Origin of the sequence: Streptomyces poriticola, from assembly GCF_036689765.1 — a bacterium.
Classification (GTDB): Bacteria; Actinomycetota; Actinomycetes; order Streptomycetales; family Streptomycetaceae; genus Streptomyces; species Streptomyces poriticola.
Genome location: NZ_JBAGKH010000004.1, coordinates 137,759 through 160,668, shown reverse-complemented (window position 1 = coordinate 160,668; position 22,910 = coordinate 137,759). Strand labels below are relative to the sequence as shown.

General features: G+C 74.6%; 23 protein-coding genes. 7 read left to right on the top strand and 16 right to left on the bottom strand.

Going from position 1 to position 22,910, the window contains the following annotated elements:
• Positions 1 to 99: 99 nt before the first annotated feature.
• Complete coding sequence (locus tag V5O46_RS08315) at positions 100 to 1,317, bottom strand: PP2C family protein-serine/threonine phosphatase (protein ID WP_332883828.1); 1,218 nt, start codon at positions 1,315 to 1,317, stop codon at positions 100 to 102.
• A gap of 217 nt (positions 1,318 to 1,534) precedes the next feature.
• Between V5O46_RS08315 and V5O46_RS08310 the strand changes: the two genes are divergently transcribed.
• The 3 genes from V5O46_RS08310 to V5O46_RS08300 are packed head-to-tail and all read left to right on the top strand — an operon-like array spanning position 1,535 to position 3,832.
• Complete coding sequence (locus V5O46_RS08310) at positions 1,535 to 2,365, top strand: PP2C family protein-serine/threonine phosphatase (RefSeq protein WP_332883827.1); 831 nt, start codon at positions 1,535 to 1,537, stop codon at positions 2,363 to 2,365.
• 51 nt (positions 2,366 to 2,416) lie between these two features.
• Positions 2,417 to 3,424 carry an MASE1 domain-containing protein gene (locus tag V5O46_RS08305; protein WP_332883826.1) on the top strand — a complete coding sequence of 336 codons (1,008 nt, stop codon included), beginning with the start codon at positions 2,417 to 2,419 and terminating at the stop codon, positions 3,422 to 3,424.
• A gap of 39 nt (positions 3,425 to 3,463) precedes the next feature.
• Positions 3,464 to 3,832: a glyoxalase superfamily protein gene (locus V5O46_RS08300; protein WP_332883825.1), complete on the top strand. Its 369-nt coding sequence runs from the start codon at positions 3,464 to 3,466 to the stop codon at positions 3,830 to 3,832.
• A 44-nt stretch (positions 3,833 to 3,876) separates the two neighbouring features.
• Here V5O46_RS08300 and V5O46_RS08295 read toward each other — a convergent pair whose 3' ends face one another.
• Positions 3,877 to 5,547, bottom strand: coding sequence for a PucR family transcriptional regulator (locus V5O46_RS08295; protein ID WP_408648943.1), 1,671 nt, complete (start codon positions 5,545 to 5,547; stop codon positions 3,877 to 3,879).
• Between the two features lie 156 nt (positions 5,548 to 5,703).
• Here V5O46_RS08295 and V5O46_RS08290 point away from each other — a divergent pair, with 156 nt between their 5' ends.
• Positions 5,704 to 6,972 (top strand): aspartate aminotransferase family protein, encoded by a 1,269-nt coding sequence (locus V5O46_RS08290; RefSeq protein ID WP_332883824.1) that lies wholly within the window; start codon positions 5,704 to 5,706, stop codon positions 6,970 to 6,972.
• Positions 6,969 to 8,420, top strand: a complete 1,452-nt coding sequence (locus tag V5O46_RS08285) for an NAD-dependent succinate-semialdehyde dehydrogenase (RefSeq protein WP_332883823.1) — start codon at positions 6,969 to 6,971, stop codon at positions 8,418 to 8,420. The genes V5O46_RS08290 and V5O46_RS08285 overlap by 4 nt, the downstream gene beginning before the upstream one ends.
• A 50-nt stretch (positions 8,421 to 8,470) precedes the next feature.
• On the opposite strand, the gene V5O46_RS08280 is transcribed toward V5O46_RS08285, so the two are convergent.
• Positions 8,471 to 10,138 (bottom strand): FAD-dependent monooxygenase, encoded by a 1,668-nt coding sequence (locus tag V5O46_RS08280; protein WP_332883822.1) that lies wholly within the window; start codon positions 10,136 to 10,138, stop codon positions 8,471 to 8,473.
• Positions 10,139 to 10,324: 186 nt separating this feature from the next.
• Here V5O46_RS08280 and V5O46_RS08275 point away from each other — a divergent pair, with 186 nt between their 5' ends.
• Together V5O46_RS08275 and V5O46_RS08270 are read left to right on the top strand one after the other, a co-directional pair.
• On the top strand, positions 10,325 to 10,582 hold the full coding sequence (locus V5O46_RS08275) for a DUF6400 family protein (RefSeq protein WP_332883821.1): 258 nt from the start codon (positions 10,325 to 10,327) through the stop codon (positions 10,580 to 10,582).
• On the top strand, positions 10,566 to 10,796 hold the full coding sequence (locus tag V5O46_RS08270) for a hypothetical protein (protein WP_332883820.1): 231 nt from the start codon (positions 10,566 to 10,568) through the stop codon (positions 10,794 to 10,796). Before V5O46_RS08275 ends, V5O46_RS08270 begins: the two co-directional genes overlap by 17 nt.
• 6 nt (positions 10,797 to 10,802) lie before the next feature.
• Here the strand turns inward: V5O46_RS08270 and hypE are convergent, their stop codons facing one another.
• The 13 genes from hypE to V5O46_RS08210 all read right to left on the bottom strand — a co-directional run bounded on the left by hypE (position 10,803) and on the right by V5O46_RS08210 (position 22,897).
• Complete coding sequence (gene hypE, locus V5O46_RS08265) at positions 10,803 to 11,870, bottom strand: hydrogenase expression/formation protein HypE (RefSeq protein ID WP_332883819.1); 1,068 nt, start codon at positions 11,868 to 11,870, stop codon at positions 10,803 to 10,805.
• Positions 11,863 to 13,005 carry a hydrogenase formation protein HypD gene (gene hypD / locus V5O46_RS08260; protein ID WP_332883818.1) on the bottom strand — a complete coding sequence of 381 codons (1,143 nt, stop codon included), beginning with the start codon at positions 13,003 to 13,005 and terminating at the stop codon, positions 11,863 to 11,865. The genes hypE and hypD overlap by 8 nt, the downstream gene beginning before the upstream one ends.
• Positions 13,002 to 13,352, bottom strand: coding sequence for a HypC/HybG/HupF family hydrogenase formation chaperone (locus tag V5O46_RS08255; RefSeq protein WP_332883817.1), 351 nt, complete (start codon positions 13,350 to 13,352; stop codon positions 13,002 to 13,004). Before V5O46_RS08255 ends, hypD begins: the two co-directional genes overlap by 4 nt.
• A gap of 39 nt (positions 13,353 to 13,391) precedes the next feature.
• Positions 13,392 to 15,788 carry a carbamoyltransferase HypF gene (gene hypF / locus V5O46_RS08250; RefSeq protein WP_332883816.1) on the bottom strand — a complete coding sequence of 799 codons (2,397 nt, stop codon included), beginning with the start codon at positions 15,786 to 15,788 and terminating at the stop codon, positions 13,392 to 13,394.
• Positions 15,785 to 16,480: a hydrogenase nickel incorporation protein HypB gene (gene hypB / locus V5O46_RS08245; protein ID WP_332883815.1), complete on the bottom strand. Its 696-nt coding sequence runs from the start codon at positions 16,478 to 16,480 to the stop codon at positions 15,785 to 15,787. Before hypB ends, hypF begins: the two co-directional genes overlap by 4 nt.
• A gap of 48 nt (positions 16,481 to 16,528) precedes the next feature.
• Positions 16,529 to 16,885 carry a hydrogenase maturation nickel metallochaperone HypA/HybF gene (locus V5O46_RS08240; RefSeq protein ID WP_332883814.1) on the bottom strand — a complete coding sequence of 119 codons (357 nt, stop codon included), beginning with the start codon at positions 16,883 to 16,885 and terminating at the stop codon, positions 16,529 to 16,531.
• 145 nt (positions 16,886 to 17,030) lie between these two features.
• Positions 17,031 to 17,135 (bottom strand): DUF6893 family small protein, encoded by a 105-nt coding sequence (locus V5O46_RS31855; RefSeq protein ID WP_408648942.1) that lies wholly within the window; start codon positions 17,133 to 17,135, stop codon positions 17,031 to 17,033.
• A gap of 55 nt (positions 17,136 to 17,190) precedes the next feature.
• On the bottom strand, positions 17,191 to 17,709 hold the full coding sequence (locus V5O46_RS08235; protein WP_332883813.1) for a hydrogenase maturation protease: 519 nt from the start codon (positions 17,707 to 17,709) through the stop codon (positions 17,191 to 17,193).
• Entirely contained in the window at positions 17,706 to 19,184 is a 1,479-nt protein-coding gene (locus tag V5O46_RS08230) for a hypothetical protein (protein WP_332883812.1), read from the bottom strand. The genes V5O46_RS08235 and V5O46_RS08230 overlap by 4 nt, the downstream gene beginning before the upstream one ends.
• Positions 19,181 to 19,819, bottom strand: a complete 639-nt coding sequence (locus tag V5O46_RS08225) for a DUF6084 family protein (protein WP_332883811.1) — start codon at positions 19,817 to 19,819, stop codon at positions 19,181 to 19,183. The genes V5O46_RS08230 and V5O46_RS08225 overlap by 4 nt, the downstream gene beginning before the upstream one ends.
• A complete protein-coding gene (locus V5O46_RS08220; RefSeq protein ID WP_332884122.1) occupies positions 19,816 to 20,481 on the bottom strand; it encodes a DUF5947 family protein in 666 nt (221 codons plus the stop codon). Before V5O46_RS08220 ends, V5O46_RS08225 begins: the two co-directional genes overlap by 4 nt.
• A 29-nt stretch (positions 20,482 to 20,510) precedes the next feature.
• Positions 20,511 to 21,119: a hypothetical protein gene (locus V5O46_RS08215; RefSeq protein WP_332883810.1), complete on the bottom strand. Its 609-nt coding sequence runs from the start codon at positions 21,117 to 21,119 to the stop codon at positions 20,511 to 20,513.
• A complete protein-coding gene (locus V5O46_RS08210) occupies positions 21,116 to 22,897 on the bottom strand; it encodes a nickel-dependent hydrogenase large subunit (RefSeq protein WP_332883809.1) in 1,782 nt (593 codons plus the stop codon). Before V5O46_RS08210 ends, V5O46_RS08215 begins: the two co-directional genes overlap by 4 nt.
• Positions 22,898 to 22,910: the final 13 nt, after the last annotated feature.

Genomic DNA, 22,910 nt, shown 5'->3' with positions numbered 1-22,910 from the left:
GCGGTCCTGCTCGTCGGAACCGCCGTCGCGCGGCCCGTCGGATGAACGCGCCGGCGGGCGCCGCGGTTCCCCGACGGCAAGGACACCGCAAAAAGGTGATCAGTGGTGCCGCTCGTCGCGGTGCCGCAGTCGCGCCGCGATGGCGGCCACGTCGTCGTCGGCCTGCTCGGCGTCCAGGTGGGCGAGAATGTCGTCCAGCAGGCCGGAGACCTCCTGGCCCGGTTGCAGCCGGAGGCCGGCCAGCCGGGCGAGCGAGGCGTCGATGTCCTCGTCGCGCCGCTCGACGAGACCGTCGGTGAACAGCACCAGCGTGTCCTCGGGCGCCAGCGGCTGGGTGGCGGTCTCGTAGCTGCCCAGGCCGGTGCCGAGCGGCGGGCCGACGGGCAGCCGCACCAGTTCGGCGGAGCCGTCGTGGTGGAAGACCGCCGGCGGCAGATGCCCGGCGCTGGCGAAGGTGGCCACCCCCCGCGCGGGATCCAGCAGCGCCAGCAGGCAGGTGGCCGGCCGGCGTCCGCTCTCCTCCGACATCGAGGTGTCCATCCGGCGCAGGATCCGGTGCGGGGGGAGATCGGTGCCCGCGACGTACCGCAGCATCGAGCGGTAGGCGTTCATGTCCACCGCCGCGTCCAGTCCGTGCCCCATCACGTCGCCGATGACCAGCAGCGTACGGCCGAAGTGCAGCCGCACCGTCTCGCACCAGTCCCCGCCCACCACCGTGCCGCTGCCGGCCGGCAGATAGCGGGTGGCCAGGTCCACGTTGGGGTGCGGGCGCCCGGGGTCGGCGAGCAGGACCTGCTGCAGGTTCCACACCCGCCGGCTGACCTCCGTGTACTCCTCCGCGTGCCGCAGATGAGCGGCGGCGAGCCGCGCCGTGAAGTGGATCGCCGCCGTCTCCCCGTCGTCGAACGGCCGCTCGGTGCGCAGCGCGAGGAGGACGCCGTAGGCGCGGTCCCAGGCCAGCAGCGGCACCGACAGTGCCGTCAGCCGCGCGCCCTCGCCCGGGGAGAGCGAGTCGGTGAGGGGGTGCCCCGCGTCCAGCGCCCGTACCGACACGTCCTCCCGCGGCACCTTCTCCAGTGTCTCCAGCAGGTCGCGCCGACCCGCCTCGGCCGCCCGGCGCAGCCGGTCCTGCGGCGCGCCCCCTTTCGGGTGCGGAGCCAGCAGGTCGACGCCCGCCGCCTCGCAGAGGCTCTCGGTCAGGAACCCGGCCAGTTCGGCGGCGGTCCTGCGGGCGTCGAGCGAGGTGCCGATCGCGGCGACGGCCCTCTCGGCGTGTCCGGCACGGTGCGCAGCGGCCCTCGCCTCGTCGTCCTCCACCACCGTTCCTTTCGTCCGCGCCCCATCCCAGCACCGGTCGTGGAGATCTTGTCGGATCGACTCGCTGCGCCGGTTGTCTTGGCGTGTGCGCGACGGAAATCGGGTGCGCGCGCCGCTGATCACCATCTCCGGCCGAACGGACTGTCGCCCCTGCCCGGCAAAGCAGGCAATGTAGGACTATGTACCCCTGGCGGGTTCTCGGCATCCGGAGTGATCAATGTCCCGCAAGCGCTCAGCGGACGACGGCGACGAGCTGCTGGCCAGGCTCGGACTGCTGACCGCCCAGGCGCGTGAGTTCGCGGCCCTGCAGAGGTCGCAGGTCGAGCTGGCCATCGCCCTCCAGCGCGACATGCTGCCCCGGGACATGCCCGACGTCCCCGGCATCCATCTCGCCGTCCGGTACTCACCCGCCTATTCCGGACTCAACGTCGGAGGCGACTGGTACGACGCCTTCGCCCTGTCCGACGGCTGTATCGGGCTGTCCGTCGGCGACGTCCAGGGGCACACCACCGAGGCGGCGGCCTTCATGGGCCAGGTCCGGGTCGGACTGCGGGCCCTGGCCTCGGTCACCAGCGAGCCCGGCGAGCTGCTCGCCCGCACCAACGACCTGCTGCTGACCCTGGGCTCGGACCTCTTCGCCACCTGCACCTTCATGCGGCTCGATCCGGTCGCCGGGACCCTGGAGAGCGCCCGCGCCGGGCATGTCCCGAGCGTGTGGGCCACGGCGGACGGGAGATCGGGCATCTCCCAGGACGAGGGCGGCCCGCCGCTCGGCGTCCAGGAGGGCATGGAGTACCCGGTCACCCGGTACCAGCTCAGCACCGGCGGGGTCTTCGTGCTGCTCACCGACGGAGTGGTGGAGGGGCCGATACTCAGCCTCGACGAGGGGCTCGACCAGGTCGTGCGGCTCGCGGGGATCGCGGCGGTCGCCCGTATGGAGGCCGACGCGCTGGCCGCCGCCGTGATCAAGAACGCCGAGCACGTGGGGCACGAGGACGACGCGGCCGTGCTGGTGATCGCCCACGACGGGCGCAAGGTTCAGCCGTAGGGCGGGACGCGGGCCGCCCCCGTCTCGCGGGCGGGGCGGGGCCGGTGTCTGATGGCTGCTGTGGTGGGTATCCGTGGCTGGCCCCGACCCGTCGTCCTCGCCCTGGAGACGCTGGTCGTCGCGGGGTGCTACTTCGCGGCCGGGCGGCTGGGTCTGCTGCGCCAGCTCACCGTGCAGGACGCCGTCGTCACCCCCATCTGGCCGCCCGCCGGGGTCGCGGTCGCCTGCCTGTTCGTGTTCGGACTGCGCGCCGTGCCCGGGATCGCGCTCGGCGCGCTCTTCGTCGTCATGTCGCTCACGCTCCCCACGCTGCGGCCCACCGTGCTCGGCCCCGTGTTCGGGAACACCGCCGCCCCGGTCTGCGCCTACCTGCTGCTGCGCCGGGTGGGGTTCCGCACCGACCTCAGCCGGCTGCGCGACGGCGTCGCCCTGGTGTTCCTGGGCGCCCTGGCCAGCATGCTGATCAGCGCCACGGTCGGGGTCGGCCTGCTCGTCCTGACGAACCAGCTCACCGGGAGCGACTTCTGGGCGGTGTGGCTGGCCTGGTGGGTCGGCGACGCCATGGGTGTCGTGATCGTCACCCCGCTCCTGCTCCTGCTGCACCGGGCCCGCTGGCCTCCGGGCGGGGACCGGTGGAAGTGGGCGGAGGCCGCCGGGATGGCCGCGGTCGCCGTCGTCGTCCTGCCCTCCGCCGCGTTCTACTCCGTCAGTCTGCTGTTCCTGGTCTATCCGCTGCTGATCTGGGCGGCCCTGCGCTTCCAGCTGGCGGGCAGCCTGCTGTGCGCGCTGGCCGCCTCCATCGTGACCACCGTCGCCGCCACGGAGCGCGCCGGTTCGTTCGCACAGCTGACCGATGTCCAGATCATGGTGAAGCTGCAGGCCTTCAACGGCTCCATGGCCCTGACCGCGCTGCTGCTGTCGGCCGTGATCACCGAACAGCTCAACACCAGACGCTCGGTCGAACGCGCCTGCCAGGAGCTGGTCGAGGTGCTGGCACATCTGACCCCGGGGGAGCCGCCGCCCGGCCGGCCGGCCGGGCGCGGCGGCCGGACCAGGTGACCGCCCCCGGTCGCCGGTGCCCTCTGACAGCATGACGGCATGGATGCGAACGACGCCGCGGAGCCCCTGCACGGCACCGACGAGGAAGCCATCCCGGTCCTGCGCGTGGCCGACGCCGCCGAGGCCGCCCGCTGGTACGCCCGGCTGGGCTTCGCCGTCCAGTGGGAGCACCGCTTCGAGCGGGACCTGCCCGCCTTCGTGGAGGTGGCCCGCGGCCGGGTGCGGCTGTTCCTGTCGGAGCACACCGGCGACGCCCGGCCGGACACCCTGGTCTATCTGCGGGTGGCCGACGTCGACGCGGTGGCCGCCGAGTTCGGGGTGCCCGTCGAGGAGGCCCCCTGGGCCCGCGAGACCGAGCTGCGCGACCCCGACGGAAACCGGCTCCGCGTCGGTTCGCCGGCACCCTGACCGCCCGCCCCGGGCGGGCACCGGCGCCCGGTGCACCGCGCCCGTCAGCGCGCCCGCAGCATCCGGAGCGCGGTGAGCGCCACATGCAGCTCCGTGCGCCGTACCCCCGATCCGAGGTCGCCGTCCACCAGCCGCTCGATGGTGCGCAGCCGCTGGTAGACGGTCTCCCGGGACAGCCGGCCCAGCCGCGCCGTGGTCGTCTTGTTGCCGGCCGCCGCCAGATAGTGGCCCAGGGTCGTCACCAGGTCCGTACCGTGCCGGGCGTCGTGCTCGACCAGCCGACCCAACTGGCGTTCCGCGTAGTCCTGGACGCGGGTGTCCTCACGCAGCGCGTACAGCAACCCGCGCAGCCCCACATCGGACGGCTCGTGGTACGACCGGCCCGCCGGGACGGGTTCCCCCGGCGGGGTGGCCTCGGCCACCCGGGCGGCCTCCCGGAACGACCGTGCGGCGTGGCACAGGTCGTCGACCTCGCCGCCGACGCTCACCACCGCCTCTGGATCGACCTCGCGCACGGCACCGCCCGCCCGCTCCACCACCGGGTGCCAGGGCCGGCCGGGCCGCAGCGCCAGCAGGGCGGCCAGCCGCCCCGGTGCCACCTCGCCGGCCAGCGCGGGCACCCCGTCCGCCCGTAGCTGCCCGGCCAGCCGGGCCTCCGCCTCCGGACCGCCCGCGGAGGTGTGCGCCAGGACGGCGAGATAGCGGTGGCCGGCGGCGGGCAGCCCCAGCCCGGCGCAGCGCGCCCGCGCGTCCCCGGCCGAGCGGTGCCGCTGCTCGGCGAGGTCGATCAGCGCGCCGCGATGCGCCGTGCGCTCCCACGGAACCGGCCGGATCAGCCGGGCGATGGTCAGCGCCATCGCCGTGCGCTCCAGCACGACGAACTCCTCCTCGCCGCCCGGGACCGGCCCGGCCGACGGCCCGGGCAGCATCACCACCCGGCCCCACCGCTCGCCCTGGTACTCCACCGGCGCCACCAGCCACGCCTCGGGACCGGACACGCCCGTGCGGTCACCCGACGGCACCGCCCGGGAGCGCCGCTCCCACCCGCCGACGGCCGCCTCCAGGGTGGAGCCGGCCGGCTCGCAGACCAGCGCCTGGTGCGCCAGGTTCTCCAGCACCACCGGGCGGCCGCTCATCTCCGCCGCCGCCCGCACCACCTCCTCGGCCCCCGCCCCGCGCAGCGTCAGCGCCGTGAACGCCTCGTGGATGCGCTGGGTGCGGCGCATCGCCTCGGCCTGGTTGCCGAGGATGAGCGCGTGCACCACCTGGGTGACCTCCAGGAAGTTGACGTCCCGCGCCAGCGCGACGAGCGGCAGCCCGCGCCCCCGGCAGGCCCGCACCAGCGCCTCGGGCGGCCGGTGGTAGCGCCGCACCAGCTCGAGCACCAGGGCCGCGGCGCCCACGCCGGCGAGCTCGTCCACGTAGCGGCGCACCCCCGCCGCGTCCTCGGGCAGCGGCATGCCGGTGGTCAGGACCAGCTCGCCGCCCTTCAGGAAGGAGGCGGGGTCGGTCAGCTCGGTGATGTGCACCCACCGCACCGGCCGGTCGAGGCGCGCCGCCCCGCTGACCACCCGCGGCCGGCCCGCCGCCAGGACGGGCAGCGCCAGCACCTCGGCCACGGTGAGCGGACGCCCGGACACCGGCGTTCCGGTGTCCCGCGCGCCCCCGCCGCTCCCGTCCCGCTGCGCACCGTCCGCCCGGTGGTTCTCGCTCACGGTGGCACCCTGCCCGTCCGGCCTCCCCGGCAAGCGGAGCCGCCGGACACTTCGTCCGAACCCCGTGCCCCGGCCGGACAGTTCCCGCCTTGCCACCGCCCCGGGCCGCCGCGACGCTCGGAACCCGGCAGATCACCACGCACGCCGGGAGAGCACATGACCGCACTGTCACCGCACCTCCGCCAGGCCACCCCGGTCACGGCCGTCCGGGGCGAGGGCGTCCACCTGTACGGCGAGGACGGCCGCCGCTATCTCGACTTCACCGCCGGGATCGGCGTCACCAGCACCGGGCACTGCCACCCCCGGGTCGTGGCGGCGGCGCAGGAGCAGGTCGGCACCCTGATCCACGGGCAGTACACGACGGTCATGCACCAGCCGCTGCGCCGCCTGGTCGACCGGCTGGGCGAGGTGCTGCCGCCCGGCCTGGACAGCCTGTTCCTCACCAACTCCGGCAGCGAGGCGGTGGAGTCCGCCCTCCGTCTGGCCCGGCAGGCCACCGGACGGCCCAACGTCCTGGTCTGCCACGGCGGCTTCCACGGCCGCACGGTGGCCGCCGCCGCCATGACCACCTCCGGCACCCGCTTCCGCTCCGGATTCGCACCGCTGATGAGCGGAGTCGTCGTCACCCCGTTCCCGACCGCGTTCCGCTACGGCTGGGACGAGGAGCGGGCCACCCGGTTCGCGCTGCAGGAACTGGACTACACCCTCCGGACGGTCTCCTCGCCCGACGACACCGCCGCGATCGTGGTCGAGCCGGTGCTCGGCGAGGGCGGCTACGTCCCCGCCACCGCCGCCTTCCTGCAGGGCCTGCGCGAGCGTGCGGACCGGCACGGCTTCCTGCTGGTCCTGGACGAGGTGCAGACCGGCGTCGGCCGCACCGGCCGCTTCTGGGGCCACGACCACTTCGGCGTCACCCCCGACATCCTCGTCACCGCCAAGGGCCTGGCCAGCGGCTTCCCGCTGTCGGGCATCGCGGCACCGGAGGAGCTGATGCGCAAGGTGTGGCCCGGCTCGCAGGGCGGCACCTACGGGGCCAACGCGGTCGCCTGCGCCGCGGCCTGTGCCACCCTCGACGTCGTACGCGACGAGAAACTGGTGCAGAACGCCGACACCATGGGCGCCCGGCTGCGGCAGGGCCTCGACGCGGTGGCGGAGCGGACGGCGGGCATCGGCGACGTCCGGGGTCTGGGGCTGATGCTCGGCACCGAGTTCGTCACCGCCGACGGCGCCCCGGACCCGGACACCGCCGCCCGCGTCCAGCGAGCCGCCGTCGACGAGGGCCTGTTGCTGCTGCTCTGCGGCGCCTGGAACCAGGTGGTGCGCATGATCCCGGCCCTGGTGATCGACGGGACGGCCGTGGACGAGGGCCTGGCGGCCTGGGCGAGGGCGGTCGAGACCGGCACGGCACAGACGGAGGGACGATGAGCGACATCCTCACCTCCGTACCCCGGCGGCTGCTCATCGGCGGCGTGTGGGCGGACGCCGCCGACGGCGCGACCTTCCCCGTCGACGACCCGGCCACCGGCGAACTGCTCTGCCACATCGCCGACGCCGGGGCCAAGGACGCCCGGGCGGCCGAGGACGCTGCCGTGGACCGGCAGCAGGAGTGGGCCCGCACGGCACCCCGGGCCCGCGCCGAGATCCTGCGCCGCGCCCACGGACTGCTCCTCGAGCGCACCGGCGACCTGGCCCGCCTGATGACGGCCGAGATGGGCAAACCCCTGGCCGAGGCCCGCGGAGAGGTGGCGTACGCCGCCGAGTTCCTGCGCTGGTTCTCCGAGGAGGCGGTGCGCATCGACGGCGGATACGGCACGCTGCCCGACGGCGGCACCCGCATGCTGCTCGGCCGCCGGCCGGTCGGGCCCTGCCTGCTGGTCACCCCGTGGAACTTCCCGCTGGCCATGGGCGCGCGCAAGATCGGCCCGGCCGTCGCGGCGGGCTGCACCATGGTGTTCAAACCGGCCCCGCAGACCCCGCTGTCCGCGCTCGCCCTCGCCGCGATCCTGCAGGAGGCCGGCCTGCCGGACGGCGTCCTGAACGTCCTCACCACCTCCCGGGCGGGACAGGTGTGCGAGCCGCTGCTGCGCGGCGGACGGATCCGCAAACTGTCCTTCACCGGCTCCACCGAGGTCGGCCGGCTGCTGCTCGCCCAGTGCGCCGGCACCGTCGTCCGCACCTCCATGGAGCTCGGCGGCAATGCGCCGTTCATCGTCTTCGACGACGCCGACCTGGACCGTGCGGTGGACGGCGCCGTCACCGCGAAGATGCGCAACATGGGCGAGGCCTGCACCGCCGCCAACCGGTTCCTCGTCCACCGCCCGGTGGCCGAGGAGTTCGCCGAGCGGCTCGCCGCCCGCATGGGCGCGCTGGTGGTCGGCCCGGGCACCCGGGACGGCGTGGACGTCGGCCCGCTGATCGACGCCGAGGGCCGGGCCAAGGTCGAGGCGCTGGTCGCCGACGCGGTCGAGCGCGGCGCCCGGGTGCTGGTCGGCGGCCGGACACCCGGGGGGCCGGGCTGCTTCTACCCGCCCACCGTGCTCACCGACGTCCACCCCGCCAGCCGCCTGACGGAAACCGAGATCTTCGGTCCGGTCGCCGCGATCCTCGTCTTCGACGACGAGGACGAGGCCGTGCGCCGCGCCAACGACACCCCCTGGGGCCTGGTCGGCTATGTCTTCACGGAGGGCCTGGACCGCGCGCTGCGCGTCGGCGAACGGCTGGAGGCGGGCATGGTCGGCGTCAACACCGGCCTGGTCTCCAATCCGGCCGCGCCGTTCGGCGGCGTCAAACAGTCCGGGCTGGGCCGGGAGGGCGGCCGGGCCGGGATCGAGGAGTTCCTGGAGTACCAGTACCTGGCGGTGCCGGTGCGCTGAGAGCCGCCGCGGGCCCGGCCGTCGCCCGGCCCGCGGACCACGGCCGCCGGTCACCGTCGGAAGACGCGCCCGAGCGCCTCCGGCAGCGGCCCCGGTGCGCCGGGCGGCGACAGCCGGGCGCCGAGATAGCCGTCCGGGCGCACCAGGAACGCCGTGGCGCCCTCGGCCGCGTACAGCCGCCCGAACTCGCCGGCACCGTCCCGGAAAACGGGCAGCGGTACGCCGTCCGGGCCGGACAGCGCCCGGGCGGCCTCCGGGATGTCCGCGTCAGGGGCCGCGACGACGAACGCGGCCACGTCGCCACCGGTCAGCCGGCCGGCGACACCGGCGGCCTCGCGGCACGCGGTGAGCGCGCCGGGCGAGTCGGCGTACAGCACCAGCACATGGCCCCGGTCGCGCAGCAGGTCGTACAGGCGCAGCGGGACCGCGGCCACGGACGCGGTGAGACCGCGGCAGTCGGGAGCCCGGTCGCCCGCCCCGGGACCGCCTGAGGCGGGACCGCCGGACGCCGCGCCCTCCCCGGCCACCAGCGGGCTGTCCCGGTAGCCGACCAGCAGCTGCGCCTCCCGCAGCATCACCGTCGCGGCGTCGTCCGGGTCGGCCCGGAGGCCCTCGGTGGCATGCCGGACCGTGCGGCCCACCACCTCCTCCCCGACCGGACGCCGCTCGGCGTCGTAGCTGTCCAGCAGCCCGGGCCGGGCGGTGCCCCGCAGGGTGAGGGCCAGCTTCCAGGCGAGGTTGCAGGCGTCCTGGATCCCGGTGTTCATCCCCTGGGCGCCCGTCGGCGGATGGATGTGCGCCGCGTCCCCGGCGACGAAGACCCGGCCCACGGAGTACCGGTCGACGAGCCGGTGGCTGATCCGGAACACCGACGACCACCGCAGGGCGGAGGCGGTGGTCGGCTCGGGGGCGAGCCGGTCGAGGACCGCCTGCACATGCCCGAGACCCGGAGCGTTCCCGTGCTGCGGGCCGTGGGCCACCTCGCCCGCTGCGGCCCCCCGGGCCCCCGCGGACAGCTCCGGCGGCACCAGCATCGAGATGCGGTAGCGGCGGTCACCGGGCAGCGGGATGCAGACGAGGATGTCGTCCGGGGAGCCGTCGGGCCCGTGGTGCACGGCCCGCACCCCGTAGCCCCGGGGCAGATCCCAGTCCACCTCCACGTCGGCGAGCATGAACTCCTCGGGGAACGCCCCGCCCTCGAAGGCCAGCCCGAGCCCCTTGCGGACGGTGCTGTGCGCCCCGTCGCAGCCGAGGAGATAGCGCGAGCGCAGCTCGAGCTGCGCACCGGAGGCGGTCACGAGCCGGCTGACGACGGCGTCCTCACTCTGCGTGAACGACACCAGCTCGGTACCCCGCTCGATCCCGGTGCCGAAACGGGCCAGATGCTCCTCGGTGATCCGCTCCGTCTCGTACTGGGGAAGGGCCGCGAACCCGTACGGGACCTCGGGAGGCAGCCGCATCTCCATCCGCGCCTGCTCGGCCCCGTCGGCGTACAGGAGCTGGCCGCGCATCGGCACGGCGGCCTCCAGGGCGGCCCGCACCATGCCCATCCGGTCCCAGACCTCCAGCGTGCGCGGCTGGACGCCGACCGCCTTGGCGTACGGCAGCCGGGCCGGCAGCCGGTCGACGAGGCGGCAGGCGACGCCCTGGCGGCGCAGCTCCGCGGCCGCGGTCAGCCCGACCGGCCCCGCACCCACGATCAGTACATCGGTGTCCATCGCCGGTGCCTCCCGCGAGGGATCCCCCGCCGTTCCGCCTCCATCGTCCGGCGCCGGGGGACGTCCGGCGACCCGGGACGGCGGCGCACGTCACCGATGGCGTCGGTCACATCGCCTTCCGCAGCGCCGCACCGCTCTGGTACGTGTGGCACGAACCGTACGTTTCCCCGTGAGAGCGCCGCACCCATGCCTGACAGCACCGCCCCCGGCCATCTGCCCTTCACGCTGGACCTCACCCTCGACGAGGCCCGGCGGCGCGCGGAGGTCGTGGCGGCGCTCGGACCCGACTGGGACCCCGTCGCCGCGCTGCAGTCGGAGGAGGCCGCCCACGAGCTGCTCTACTCCGGGCTGGACGCCGAGCAGCGGCGGACGTACGCGATGCTCGTCGAGGCCGGCGTGCTGCCGGGACGGGGACGGGACGCGGGCGATGCGCCTTCCCATTGACCCGCAGGCGGACCGGGCCCGCCGCGCCTGGGTGCGCTGCCCCGGCTGCGACGACGCCCGTGACTGCGCCGCCTGCGCCGACCTGCGGAACTGCCCGGCGCACTGGCGCTATCTGATCGCCAACGAAGGCCCCCGGGTCCATCTCCAGTGCCCCGGCTGCACCCACACCTGGACCCTCGACACCCGCCCCGGCAGACGCGGCCCGAGCGCCTGACCGGCGTCAGCAGATCCGCGGAAGCTGCTCCCCGAGCGGCATGTCCACCACCCGGGTGCCGCCCAGCCCGGTCCGCGCCACGACCATGCCCGGGTGCTCCGCGACCACCTCCCCGATCACGGCCGCCCCGGCACCCAGCGGGTGCGCCCGCATCGCGGCGAGCACCGCGTCGGCGTGCCCCCGGGGGGCGAAGGCGACGAGCTTGCCCTCGTTGGCCACGTACATCGGGTCCAGGCCCAGCATGGCGCAGGCCCCGGCCACCGCGGGCGGCACCGGGACGGACCGCTCCTGCACGACGACCCCGCACCCGGAGCCCGCGGCGATCTCGTTGAGCGAGGCGGCCAGCCCGCCCCGGGTGGGGTCCCGCAGCACATGCAGATCCGGCGTGACCGCGAGCATCGCCTCGACGAGGGAGCCGAGCGGCGCGCAGTCGCTGACCACGTCGGCCTCGAAGCGCAGGTTCTCCCGCTCGCTCATGATCGCGATGCCGTGGACGCCGACGGCTCCGCTGAGCAGCACGACGTCCCCCGGCACCACCCGCTGCGGTCGCAGGTCGATCCCGGCGGGCACCAGTCCGACGCCCGCGGTGTTGACGTAGACGCCGTCGCCGTGACCGGCCTCCACCACCTTGGTGTCACCGGTCACCACCCGCACTCCGGCGGCCCGCGCGGCGGCCCCCAGCGCCTCGGCGACCCGGGCGACGGTGTCGATCTCGACGCCCTCCTCCAGGATCAGCCCGCAGGACAGATACGCGGCGCGCGCACCGCTCATCGCGAGGTCGTTGACGGTGCCGTTGACGGCGAGGTCCCCGATGCTGCCACCGGGGAAGAACAGCGGCCGGACCACGAAGGAGTCGGTGGAGAACGCCAGCCGGGCACCCCCGAGCTCGACCACGGCGGAGTCGGTCAGCGGGGCCGGGGCCGCCGTGCCGAGGGCCGGCAGGACGATCTGCTCGATCAGCTCGGCGGACATCGCGCCGCCCCCGCCGTGCCCCATCACCACCCTCGGCCGGTCGCGCACGGGGGCCGGGCAGGTCCACGACAGCAGGTCCGGAGCCGCGGCGGTGTCAGACAACGGAACTCCCCTCCAGGGTCGGGGCGCCCGCCCCGGAACGGGCCGGCAGATCCAGCCGCCGGTACAGGTAGTAGGCGGCGCAGGCGCCCTCGCTGGAGACCATCGTGGCGCCCAGCGGGGTGCGCGGGGTGCACGCCGTGCCGAACGCCTCGCACTCGTGGGGCTTCAGCAGCCCCTGCAGCACCTCGCCGCTGCGGCACGCGGCCGGCTCCCGCGTCGTGATTCCGCCGACCTGGAAGCGGTGCTCCGCGTCGTACTCCCGGTAGCGGGCCGACAGCCGCCAGCCGCTGTCCGGGATGACCCCGATGCCGCGCCAGGCCCGGTCGGTGGTCTCGAAGACGTCGTCCAGCATGGCCCGCGCCGCCGGGTTCCCCTCCGGCCGCACGGCCCGCGGATAGGCGTTGTCGACCAGGTGCTCGCCGCGCTCCAGCTGCCGCACGGTGCGCCGTACGCCCTCCAGGATGTCCAGCGGCTCGAACCCGGTCACCACGATCGGCACCCGGAACCGGTCGGCGAGCGCCGGATACTCCTCGGTCCCCATCACGCTGCACACATGACCGGCCGCCAGGAAGCCCTGCACTCGGCAGTCCGGCGACTGCATGATCGCCTCGATCGCGGGCGGCACCCTGACGTGGGAGACCAGCAGACTGAAGTTGCGGATCCCGCGCCTGCGGGCCTGGTACACCGTCATGGCGTTGGGCGGGGCGGTCGTCTCGAACCCGATCCCGAAGAACACCACCTGCCGGTCCGGGTTCTCCTCCGCGATCCGCAGCGCGTCCAGCGGCGAGTACACCACCCGGACGTCACCGCCCTCGCCGCGCACCTGGAACAGGTCACGCCCGGTCCCGGGCACCCGCAGCATGTCGCCGAAGGAGCAGAAGACCACCTCCGGCCGGGAGGCGATCTCCAGCGCCTTGTCGATCACCTCGAGCGGTGTCACACACACCGGACAGCCCGGACCGTGGATCAACTCCACCTCGTCGGGCAGCAGCTGGTCGATGCCGTGGCGGATGATCGTGTGCGTCTGGCCGCCGCACACCTCCATCAGCGCCCACGGCCGGGTCACCGCGGACCGGATGTCGTCCAGCAGCCGCGCCGCGAGCTGAGGGTCCTGGAACTCGTCGATGTACTTCACCGCCGCACCTCCCCGGCGCGCTCGTCGTCGCCGCCGGCGGGCGCGGCCCGCCCGGCCCGCTCGGCCTCCTCGGTCTGTCCGGTCCGCGCGGCCTGTTCCCACGGGTCGCCGAACTCCTCCTGGAGCATGCCGAGGTTCTCGAACAGCTCCAGCGTCCTGCGGGCCGACTCCTCGTCCAGCCGCTGCAGGGCGAACCCGACGTGGACGACGGCGTACTCACCCACCTGGAGGTCGGGCAGGTACTCCAGGCACACCTCCTTGACCACGCCGCCGAAGTCGACGGTGGCCATCCTCGTGCCGTCCCGTTCCTCGACGCCCAGCACTCTGCCGGGTACCGCCAGGCACATACGTGTCTCCTCACTTGTCGTGTCGGCGGGCCCGCACCGTCACCCGGTGCGGGCTCCGGTGCCGGCGGCCACGAGGAGCTGGCCGAGGGCCAGCCCTCCGTCGTTGGGCGGGATCCCGCGGTGGCGCAGCACGGTGAAGCCGTCCGCGCGCAGACCGCGGGCACAGGCCGAGGACAGCAGGGTGTTGGCGAACACCCCGCCGGTCAGCGCCACGGTCCGCAGTCCGGTCGTGTCGCGTGCCCGGGCGCACACCCGGCGCACCAGCCGGGCGACCGCCAGATGGAACCGCGCCGCGACGACGCCCGCGGGCACACCCGCGTGCACGTCCGCCACGACGGCGGCCAGCAGCGGGCCCGGACCGGCGGTCAGGGCCGGCCGGCCAGGGGCCCGGCCCTCCGCCAGACTGAAGGCGTAGCGCGGGTCCTCGGCGACGGCGTCCCCCGCGGACACGGCCGCCGCCTCCAGTTCGATCGCCGCCTGTGCCTCGTACCCCGCGTAGTGGCAGACGCCCGTGAGCGAGGCGACGGCGTCGAAGAGCCGGCCCATGCTGGAGGTCGACGCGCAGTTCAGCCCGCGCTCCAACTGCGCCCGCAGCAGCGGGTGTTCGGCGGACGGGCAGGCGGCCGCGCAGGGCAGTCCCGGGTCGGCGGCGAGGCCCGCCGCGTGCAGATGGGCGAGCGCCATGCGGTACGGGCGCCGCACCGCCGCGTCGCCGCCGGGCAGCGGTACACAGGCCAGATGCGCGAACCGGCGGTACCCGGCGTAGTCCGCGAGCAGGAACTCACCGCCCCACACGGCACCGTCGTCCCCGTGCCCGGTGCCGTCGAAGGCCACCCCGATCACCCGGACGCCCTCCGCCACACCGTGCTCGGCCAGCGCGGCGGCCACATGCGCGTGATGGTGCTGCACCCGCGCCACCGGACGGCCCCCGGCATGCCGTCGCGCCCACGCCGCCGACCGGTATCCCGGGTGCCCGTCGCAGACGAGCAGCTCCGGGCGGACTCCGGTGACCGACTCCAGCTGGCGCTCGGCCCGGTCGAACGCCCGCTGCGTCGCCAGGTCGTCCATGTCCCCGACATGGGCGGACAGCCACGCCCTGTCGCCCTGGCCGAGGCAGAAGACGTTCTTCAGGTCGCCGCCGACCGCCAGCGCCGGGGCGACCGGCACGGGCAGCGTGACCGGCAGCGGGGTGTGACCGCGCGAGCGGCGCAGCACCAGCGGTTCCCCGTCGCAGACCCGGACCACCGAGTCGTCGCACGGGACGTGGATCGGGCGGTCGTGGGTGAGCCATGCGTCGGCGAGGACGGCCAGCCTCTCCAGGGCCTCGGCGTCGTCGGTGACGATGGGCTCCCCGGACAGGTTGCCGCTCGTCATCACCAGCAGCCGGGGCGCCACCGGGTCACCGGCGCCGAGCAGCAGGTGGTGCACGGGCGTGTACGGCAGCATGATCCCGAGATCGGGACTGCCGGGCGCGACGCCGTCGGCGGGCACCGGGGCGTCCGGCGCGTGCCGGACCCCGTGACGGCGGCGCAGCAGCACGACGGGACGATCCCGCCCGGTGAGCAGCTCCCGTTCGGCCGGGCCCAGTTCGACGAGGTGCTCGACGTCCCGTAGGTCCCGGGCCATGACCGCGAACGGCTTGTCGCCGCGCGCCTTGCGGCGGCGCAGCTCGGCGACCGCCCGCGGACGCGTCGCGTCGCAGGCCAGGTGGTAGCCGCCGAGACCCTTGACGGCGAGGATCGCGCCGGAGGACAGCAGGGCCCGCGCCGCGCGGAGGGGGTCGGCACCGCCCGCAGCGTCACCGCCGTCCGCGGTGACCAGCCGCAGCCGCGGTCCGCAGGCGGGACAGGCGACGGGCTGGGCATGGAACCTGCGGTCGGCCGGGTCGTGGTACTCGCGGGCGCACTCGGCGCACAGCGCGAAGCCCGCCATGGTGGTGTGCTCGCGGTCGTACGGCAGTCCGGTGACGATGGTGAACCGGGGCCCGCAGTGCGTGCACGTGATGAACGGGTGCCGGTGGCGCCGGTCCGCCGGATCGCTCAGCTCGGCGAGACAGTCGCCGCAGGTGGCGGTGTCGGGCGACACCAGGGTGCGGACCGGCCCGCCGGCCAGGGACGGGACGATGCGGAAACCGCTCTCCCCGGTCACCGGCAGCTCCTCCGACCGCACGGACTCCACCACGGCCAGCGGCGGGGCCTCGGGGGCCAGCCGCGCGCAGAACCGTTCGACGGCGGCCGGCGGGCCCTCGACCTCCACCAGCACACCGTCCCCGGTGTTGGTCACCTGACCGGCGAGCCGCATCCGGGTGGCGAGCCCGTACACGAACGGCCGGAAGCCCACCCCCTGCACCACGCCCCGTACGGCCACCCGGACGCGCCGGACCGGCGGCGCGGCCCCCGGCGGCGTACCCGGGACGTCGTACGAGGTGGTGCTCATGCGCCGGCCCGGGCCATCACCGGGGCGTGCACCGCGCCGCCCTCGGCCGCCGAGAGCGCCCGGTCGACCAGGGCCCCCGCGCCCTCGCCGGTCCGTACGGAGGTCAGGACCACCTCCACACCGGGGTTGACCCGCTCCACATGGGCCCGGAAGGCTGCCTCGTCGAACTCCGCGGGCGCGGCCAGATCGGACTTGGTGACGATCACCAGGTGGGCCAGCCCGAACGCCGTGGGGTACTTCAGGGGTTTGTCCTCGCCCTCCGTGACGGAGGCCAGCACCACCCGCAGCGACTCGCCGAGGTCGTAGGAGGCCGGGCAGACCAGGTTGCCGACGTTCTCCACGAACAGCAGCCGGGTGTCCGCGGGCAGCCAGCCGTGCAGATGCCCGGCGAGCATGTCCGCCTCCAGATGGCACAGCCCGTCGGTGAGCACCTGCCTGACCGGGACTCCGGAACGGGCCAGCCGGGTGGCGTCGTTCTCGGTGGCGAGGTCGGCGGTGAGGGCCGCGGTGGCGATGCCGCGCTCCCGGGCCAGCAGCAGTTCGCGTTCCAGCAGGGCCGTCTTGCCGCTGCCGGGGCTGGACAGGAGGTTGACCGCGGTCGTGCCCCGGGTCGTGAGTTCGGTACGCAGGACATCGGCCGCCATCGAGTTCTTGGCGAGCACGGCCTGCCGGAGGTCGGCTGTGCGGCACATCGTCGTCTCTCCTCGCTGTCGGGAGCGGGCGGTCACGGGAGCGGGAAGTCAGTCGGGCTCGGTGGCCCAGTGCACTTCGGTGACGGTCAGTTCGCGGCCCGACAGCAGTGCGGTGGCGGGCCCGCGGCAGCCGCCGCAGAGCAGGTCGGGGGGCATGCCCGTGTCCCAGGTACGCCGGCACGGCGCACAGGACGCCCGGCCGGGCACCGGCCGCGTGACCAGCGCGGCGCCTTCCAGCACCGTCCCGGCACAGGCGAGTTCGAAGCAGAAGGCGAGGGAGCCGGGCACCACACCGGCCAGCTCGCCGATGTCGACGTGCACCTGCCGGACGCCCCCCGGGCCGCGGGACCGGGCCGCCTGCTCGACCTGGTCCACGACCGCCAGGGCCACGGACATCTCGTGCATCGCCTCTCCGTCCTGCGCCGGGGCGGGGTGCCGCCGCCCATTAGAGGCGCGGGCGGGGCACCGCACCGACCGGCGCGCCGCACCGGCCCGGGCGGGTAGCCCGATCGGTGCACGGCGGACGGGTCCCGGGCCGTCCGTGCCGGGGTCACATCCTGCGGATCCGCAGGTAGCGCCGGAGGTCGGTCCAGAAGCCGGCGACGACCGCCGCCAGTGTGGTGGCGGCGGCACCGCCGATGACGCGTTTGTTCATGGTGTTCTCCGGGGGTGTGGGCGGGCGGGTGAGGGACGGTGCGTCAGCCGGACGCTCAGGGGACGACGGCCGCGTCGCGGACCAGTTCGCCGACGGTGCGCACCGCGCCGGGCACGGCCGCGGCCACCGGCGGACTGAGGCCGATGCCCTCCTCGACGGTGGCGGGTTCGCAGCCCACCACCAGGACGCGCCGCGGAGGGGCCGCGCCGGTGCCGGCGCACAAGGTGTCCAGCAGGGCCAGCACCGCGTCGGGCGTCATCCGGTGGCCGTCCAGCGGGGCGCCCGACTGCGCGGGCCGCCGGCCGCCGGGGACCGTCGCGTCGATCACGTACACGGTGCCCGGCCGGCCGCCGCGCGCCGTCGCGTCGAGCAGGACGAGGGTGTCGTACCCGTCGAGCAGCCGGTAGGCCAGATGGACCCCGCGGATGCCGACGTCGGCGACCTCGACGCCCGCCGGCAGTTCCGTGCCGGCGAGCACCCGGGCCGCCTCCACGCCGAAGCCGTCGTCACCGAGGAAGATGTTGCCCACCCCGGCGACCAGGGTGCGCGGGCGATGAGCGGGCGCGGTGCTCATACGTCCTCCCCGGGGTCCGCGACGGTGATCTCGTCGGGCTGGAAGTAGAGATAGCGGCCCTGCTCCCGGCGGATGTCGGCGCCCGGGTCGTCCTCGACGGTGACCGCGAGGTGCACCCCGCCGTCGACGTCGTGCAGGACCGCCTCGACGAGGGCGCGCCGGCCGTCGAGGAACAGGTCCTGGGCGTCGGTGTGCCGCAGCCGGGGCCGCAGCACCACGCGGCTGCCCGCCCGCACCGGCCGCCCGTCGACCAGCACGTGGTCGCGGGCCGGGTCGACGGAGGTATCGGCGCCCGGGTCCCACCACGGGGCCTCCGGCCGGAGCGCACCCGGCGCCGTGTCGCCCCCGCCGGGCTCCGGTGTCCCCCCGGCGCCGGGAGTGTGCAGCGCGGGCGGGCCGGTCGCGGTGACCGCACTCAGGTTGCGCACCGCGCCGTGCAGCCGGTCCAGCACCTCCGGGGGCAGCGAGTCGGCCAGTCTGATCACCGCGGCGGCCCGGTCGTCGGTGCCCCTGGCCTCGCGCTTCTCCTCGTCGGTCAGGGCGGCGGTGCGCAGCGCGAGGATCTCGTCGATCTCCGTGGCGTCGTACAGGGTTCCGGGGCTCTCGGGGGCGATGGCGGGGTGGTCGTCCAGGATGATCGGCGAGGACAGCACCAGGTCGAAGGAGCCCGGCTCGCCGGCCGGCACCGGCCAGGTGTGCACGTTCCGGCAGTCCGCGACGGCGCCCCGGGCCCACTCCGGAGGGTCGGTCAGCGACAGGAACCGCCCGGTGTCCAGGCACAGCACGACGTGAGTGGCGACCAGGGACCGGGGGAGGGCCGCATCGCGGCCGGCGCCCTCCGGGGGCGTCCAGCCGCTGGTGTTCTCCACCACCGCGGTCAACCGCTGCACGGAGTACGGGCCGTCCAGCTCGGCCGCCGACAGCCGCACCGCACCGCGGATCTCCTCCCGGCGCCGCACCAGCCGCCCCACGAGATGCCCGTCGGCGTCCGTGACCGGTTCGGTCTCCTCGGCCGCCGGACGGGTGAAGGGCACCACCGTGCCCTCGCCGTGCAGCCCCGTCACGGGGACGCGCAGCCGCACCTGTTCCGCACGGCCCTCGTCCCAGGGCACCAGTACCCGGTCGTCCAGGGGCAGTTCCGGCACCGTCTCGAAGCCGCCGGCCGGCAGCCTGCGCTGGACGGTGCGCCGCTGGGTGTGCAGGAACCGCACCTCGACGGTGAGCGTCGCACCGTGCCGGGGTTCCATCAGCAGCTCGGTGTGCTGGAAGTCGTGCTCGTCGGCGACCGCCGTCCAGGCCGGCGGCACCAGCACACCGAACTGCCAGCGCAACCGGTTCTTCGCCGCCGACGCACGGTACGGGTAGAGCACATACCCCTCGAACAGCACCGCGTCGGCGACCTGGCGGGCCACGGCCAGCCGGGCCTCGGTCGCGGAGGGGAACGCCGTCGTGGGCGGCGTCGGTGTCGTGGTCACGGTGTCCTCTCCCCGGCCGCCGTCAGCAGATCCTCGACCGTCGCCTCCCAGGACGGCAGCGCACGCCGCGACCGGTGGGCGAGCAGCGCGTCCATCGTGTCCCTGGGCAGCCGGAGCCAGCCCGAGCCCGGGAAGTGCCGGTCGACCATCTCCCGCCAGGTCCTGACGGGCATCCGGACGGCGGCCTCCCGGTCCCAGGGCACCGGCTCGACATGGAAGCCGCCGGCGCCGGTGAAGGCGGTGCCGGAGAACAGCATCAGCAGCGGCACCTCGCCCTCCTGGAGGGCATCGAAGTAGCGGGAGGCGACGACATCCAGGTCGTAGGTGCACGGCACCGGCACATCGACCTCGGTCTCACCGGTGAACCCCGGCACCATCACCGGGACCTGCGCGAACTGCACGGGGTGGAGGCTGCTTCCCCAGCGGGACCGTTCCCCGAACAGGTCGCGGAGCCGCTCGGCCTCGGGGCCGGTGTAGCCGCGGCGGGCGGGCTCGATCCGGATCTGGCAGCGCAGCGCCAGCGCGTGCACCCGGACGGCCGGAGCCGCGGCGACCCGCAGCCGGAACACCAGCGTGGGACCGGCCGCGTACGGGTCGGCCCGCACCCCGGTACAGGTGAAGGCGAACTCGGTCACGAGCGGCTCCCGTCCGGCCGGGGAGCCTCACGGGCGCGGTCCCGGACCCGGTCGAAGAAGGCGTCCAGATCGGCGCGCGCCCCGGCACCGCCGTCGAAGCCCTGCCACCGCAGCCGCATCCGGCCGACCAGTTCGTAGCAGAGGTCCACCGGCACCAGAAAGCACTCCACCCGGCCCTGGTGGCGGCGCAGCAGCAGCGCCTCCACATCCGGTTCGAGGAGCTCCGCCAGCCGGGAGCCGCCCAGGACGGACTGCCAGGACTCCGGCTCCAGTTCGCTCTCGGTCGCCCCGGCCGGGCTCGGATACAGCGCGACCAGCCGGCCCAGCGCGGAGTTGCGGAAGAAGAAGGCGACGCCGACGGGGATGCGCAGCCGCTCCCACGCCTGGTCGTCGATGCGGTGCCCCGGGTCGCTCAGGATGCGGCCGGGCACCGTGCGGAAGCGGCCGGTCCGCCCGCCCGAACGGTCCAGCAGCCGGGCGCACGGATCGCAGGCGCATGCCAGGGCCCGGCGCTCGGTGTCCACCAGATGCCGGTGTGCCGCGTCGGCCAGCGGCGCCGCGCACAGCTCGCAGCGCTCCGCGCGGGGTTCCCGGGGCGCGGTGAAGCGGCCCAGACCCCGGCGGGCGGGGCCGCGGGCCCCGGGAGCCGCGCCCGCCCGCACGGCCCGGTCGACGGCCGTCCGCCCGGCGCTCACGGCGCCGCCGGGGCCGGGGCCCGGCCGCCCGCCCGGGCGCTGCCCGGCGGACCCGCGCCGATCTGCAGCAGCGCCGGCCCGGGTGCCGGGCCCGCCTCCAGCACCACCTCCGTCACCTCCGGGGCCAGACCCGCCAGCGCGTCCCGCGCCGCCCGCTCGACCGCCTCCAGGGTGCCGCCGCAGCCGCATCCGGCGGAGCCCGTCGTGCGCAGCCTCAGCTCGCCCGACCCGGCGTCGAATCCGGCGTTCTCCACGGGCTGCGGCAGGCCTTGGAGCGCCCGGTCGATCCGCGTGGTCACGTCGTCCGGGTGCAGCCCGTGCAGCGCCAGCAGGCCCGCCACCAGCTCGTCGCCGCCGAGCGCCTCGAGGACCTCGCCGGCCGCACGGCCCGGATCGCGGCCCAGCAGGTCGACGACGCGGGCCAGTCCGGCGCCGTAGAACTCCATCAGGACCCGGACGAGTTCCTCGGCGGTGTCGCAGGCCGCGCGGTCACCGGAGCCGGCGAGCCGGTCGAGGACCTCCTCGACCCTCCGCCCGGCCGTCCGAGCGCTCGCCGCCGCGTCCCGCACCGCGCCGTCGTGCACCGTGCCGTGCGCCCCGCTCATCCGCCGAGCCCGCTCAGGCCGGTGGGCACGTGCATGCTCTGCACCGTCCTGCCGCCGCCCACGTACATGTGGACGCCGCACGGCAGACAGGGGTCGAAACTGCGCACTGCGCGCATGATGTCGATGCCCTTGAAGTTCTCCGGGGAGTTCTCCTCGAAGATCGGGGTGTTCTGCACCGCGTCCTCGTACGGGCCCGGCGTGCCGTAGCTGTCGCGCACGGAGGCGTTCCACGGGGTCGGCGGATACGGGTGATAGTTGGCGATCTTGCCGTCCCGGATCACCATGTGGTGGGACAGCACTCCCCGCACCGCCTCGGTGAAGCCGACGCCGATGGACTCGTCCGGCACCTCGAACTTCTCCCAGGTCCGGGTGCGTCCGGCGCGCACCTCCGCCAGGCCCATCTCCGCGCTGTGCAGCGCCACCGCGGCGGCGTAGGCCTGGAAGTAGGTGCGGGCGCGGTTGCGCTCCAGCGCGTTGCTCCACCGCGGGATCTTCCACTCGAAGGTGGTCTCCGGCTTGGTGAGGGTGCGCGGAAGGTTGATGACGACGCTGTTGCCGGTGGCCTTCACGTACCCGATGTCCACCAGCCCGGACAGGGCGGTCGACCACAGGCGGGCGATCGGGCCGCCACCGGTGTCCAGCGCCAGGTGCTCCTTGCCGTCGAACCAGCGCGGCGACATCACCCAGCTGTACTTGTCGTCGAAGTCCCGCTTCTGCGGCGCCGGGATGGTGTGCTGGTTCCACGGGTGGCGCGCGTCGACCGGGTTGCCGAGCGGGTCGTGGGTGACGAACTTCTCCCGGCCCTCCCAGTCCTCGTAGTACGAGCTGCCCAGCAGGATCCGGATGCCGAGGTTGATCTCGGTCAGGTCGTTGGTGACCAGCTTGCCGTCCACGATCACGCCCGGGGTGACGAACATCCGCCGGCCCCAGTCCGTCATGTTGGCGTAGGTGAAGTCGCAGTACTCGGGGTCGTTGAAGGCGCCCCAGCAGCCGAGCAGCACCCGCCGCCGGCCGACCTCCTCGTAGCCGGGCAGCGCCTCGTAGAAGAAGTCGAACAGGTCGTCGTGGAGCGGCACGACCCGCTTCATGAACTCGACGTACCGCATGAGCCGGGTCATGTAGTCCGTGAACAGCTGGACCGAGGCCACCGTGCCGACACCGCCGGGGTACAGGGTGGAGGGGTGCACGTGGCGGCCCTCCATCAGGCAGAACATCTCGCGGGTGTAGCGGCTGACGGACAGCGCCTCGCGGTAGAACTCGCCCTCCAGCGGATTGAGGGCGCGCATGATGTCGGCGATGGTGCGGTAGCCGTGGTCGGCGGCGTGCGGCGCCTCGGTGCGCTCGGCGAGCTCCAGCACGCCGGGGTTGGTCTCGCGGACCATCTTCTCGCAGTAGTCGACCCCGACCAGATTCTCCTGGAAGATGTTGTGGTCGAACATGAACTCGGCGGACTCGCCGCAGTTGATGACCCACTCGCCGAGGTGCGGCGGCTTCACGCCGTACGCCATGTTCTGCGTGTACACCGAGCAGGTGGCGTGGTTGTCGCCGCAGATGCCGCAGATGCGGCTGGTGATGAAGTGCGCGTCGCGCGGGTCCTTGCCGCGCATGAAGACGCTGTAGCCGCGGAAGACCGACGAGGTGCTGTAGCACTCCGCGACCCGCTTCTGCTTGAAGTCGATCTTCGTGTGGATGCCGAGGCTGCCCACGATCCGGGTGATCGGATCCCAGCTCATCTCCACCAGGCCGGTGCCGTCACCGGATTTCGTCGAGGTCGCCATGGTGTCTGTGTTG

Excerpts from the sequence above, each read along its gene's own strand:
- V5O46_RS08210 (WP_332883809.1), bottom strand. The coding sequence starts at position 22,897 with ATGGCGACCTCGACGAAATCCGGTGACGGCACCGGCCTGGTGGAGATG.
- V5O46_RS08240 (WP_332883814.1), bottom strand. The coding sequence starts at position 16,885 with ATGCACGAGATGTCCGTGGCCCTGGCGGTCGTGGACCAGGTCGAGCAG.
- V5O46_RS08275 (WP_332883821.1), top strand. The coding sequence starts at position 10,325 with ATGCCTGACAGCACCGCCCCCGGCCATCTGCCCTTCACGCTGGACCTC.
- V5O46_RS08280 (WP_332883822.1), bottom strand. The coding sequence starts at position 10,138 with ATGGACACCGATGTACTGATCGTGGGTGCGGGGCCGGTCGGGCTGACC.
- V5O46_RS08305 (WP_332883826.1), top strand. The coding sequence starts at position 2,417 with ATGGCTGCTGTGGTGGGTATCCGTGGCTGGCCCCGACCCGTCGTCCTC.
- V5O46_RS08310 (WP_332883827.1), top strand. The coding sequence starts at position 1,535 with ATGTCCCGCAAGCGCTCAGCGGACGACGGCGACGAGCTGCTGGCCAGG.
- hypB (WP_332883815.1), bottom strand. The coding sequence starts at position 16,480 with ATGTGCCGCACAGCCGACCTCCGGCAGGCCGTGCTCGCCAAGAACTCG.
- V5O46_RS08255 (WP_332883817.1), bottom strand. The coding sequence starts at position 13,352 with ATGTGCCTGGCGGTACCCGGCAGAGTGCTGGGCGTCGAGGAACGGGAC.
- V5O46_RS08285 (WP_332883823.1), top strand. The coding sequence starts at position 6,969 with ATGAGCGACATCCTCACCTCCGTACCCCGGCGGCTGCTCATCGGCGGC.
- V5O46_RS08290 (WP_332883824.1), top strand. The coding sequence starts at position 5,704 with ATGACCGCACTGTCACCGCACCTCCGCCAGGCCACCCCGGTCACGGCC.
- V5O46_RS31855 (WP_408648942.1), bottom strand. The coding sequence starts at position 17,135 with ATGAACAAACGCGTCATCGGCGGTGCCGCCGCCACCACACTGGCGGCG.
- V5O46_RS08300 (WP_332883825.1), top strand. The coding sequence starts at position 3,464 with ATGGATGCGAACGACGCCGCGGAGCCCCTGCACGGCACCGACGAGGAA.
- V5O46_RS08235 (WP_332883813.1), bottom strand. The coding sequence starts at position 17,709 with ATGAGCACCGCGCCCGCTCATCGCCCGCGCACCCTGGTCGCCGGGGTG.
- V5O46_RS08270 (WP_332883820.1), top strand. The coding sequence starts at position 10,566 with ATGCGCCTTCCCATTGACCCGCAGGCGGACCGGGCCCGCCGCGCCTGG.
- hypF (WP_332883816.1), bottom strand. The coding sequence starts at position 15,788 with ATGAGCACCACCTCGTACGACGTCCCGGGTACGCCGCCGGGGGCCGCG.
- V5O46_RS08215 (WP_332883810.1), bottom strand. The coding sequence starts at position 21,119 with ATGAGCGGGGCGCACGGCACGGTGCACGACGGCGCGGTGCGGGACGCG.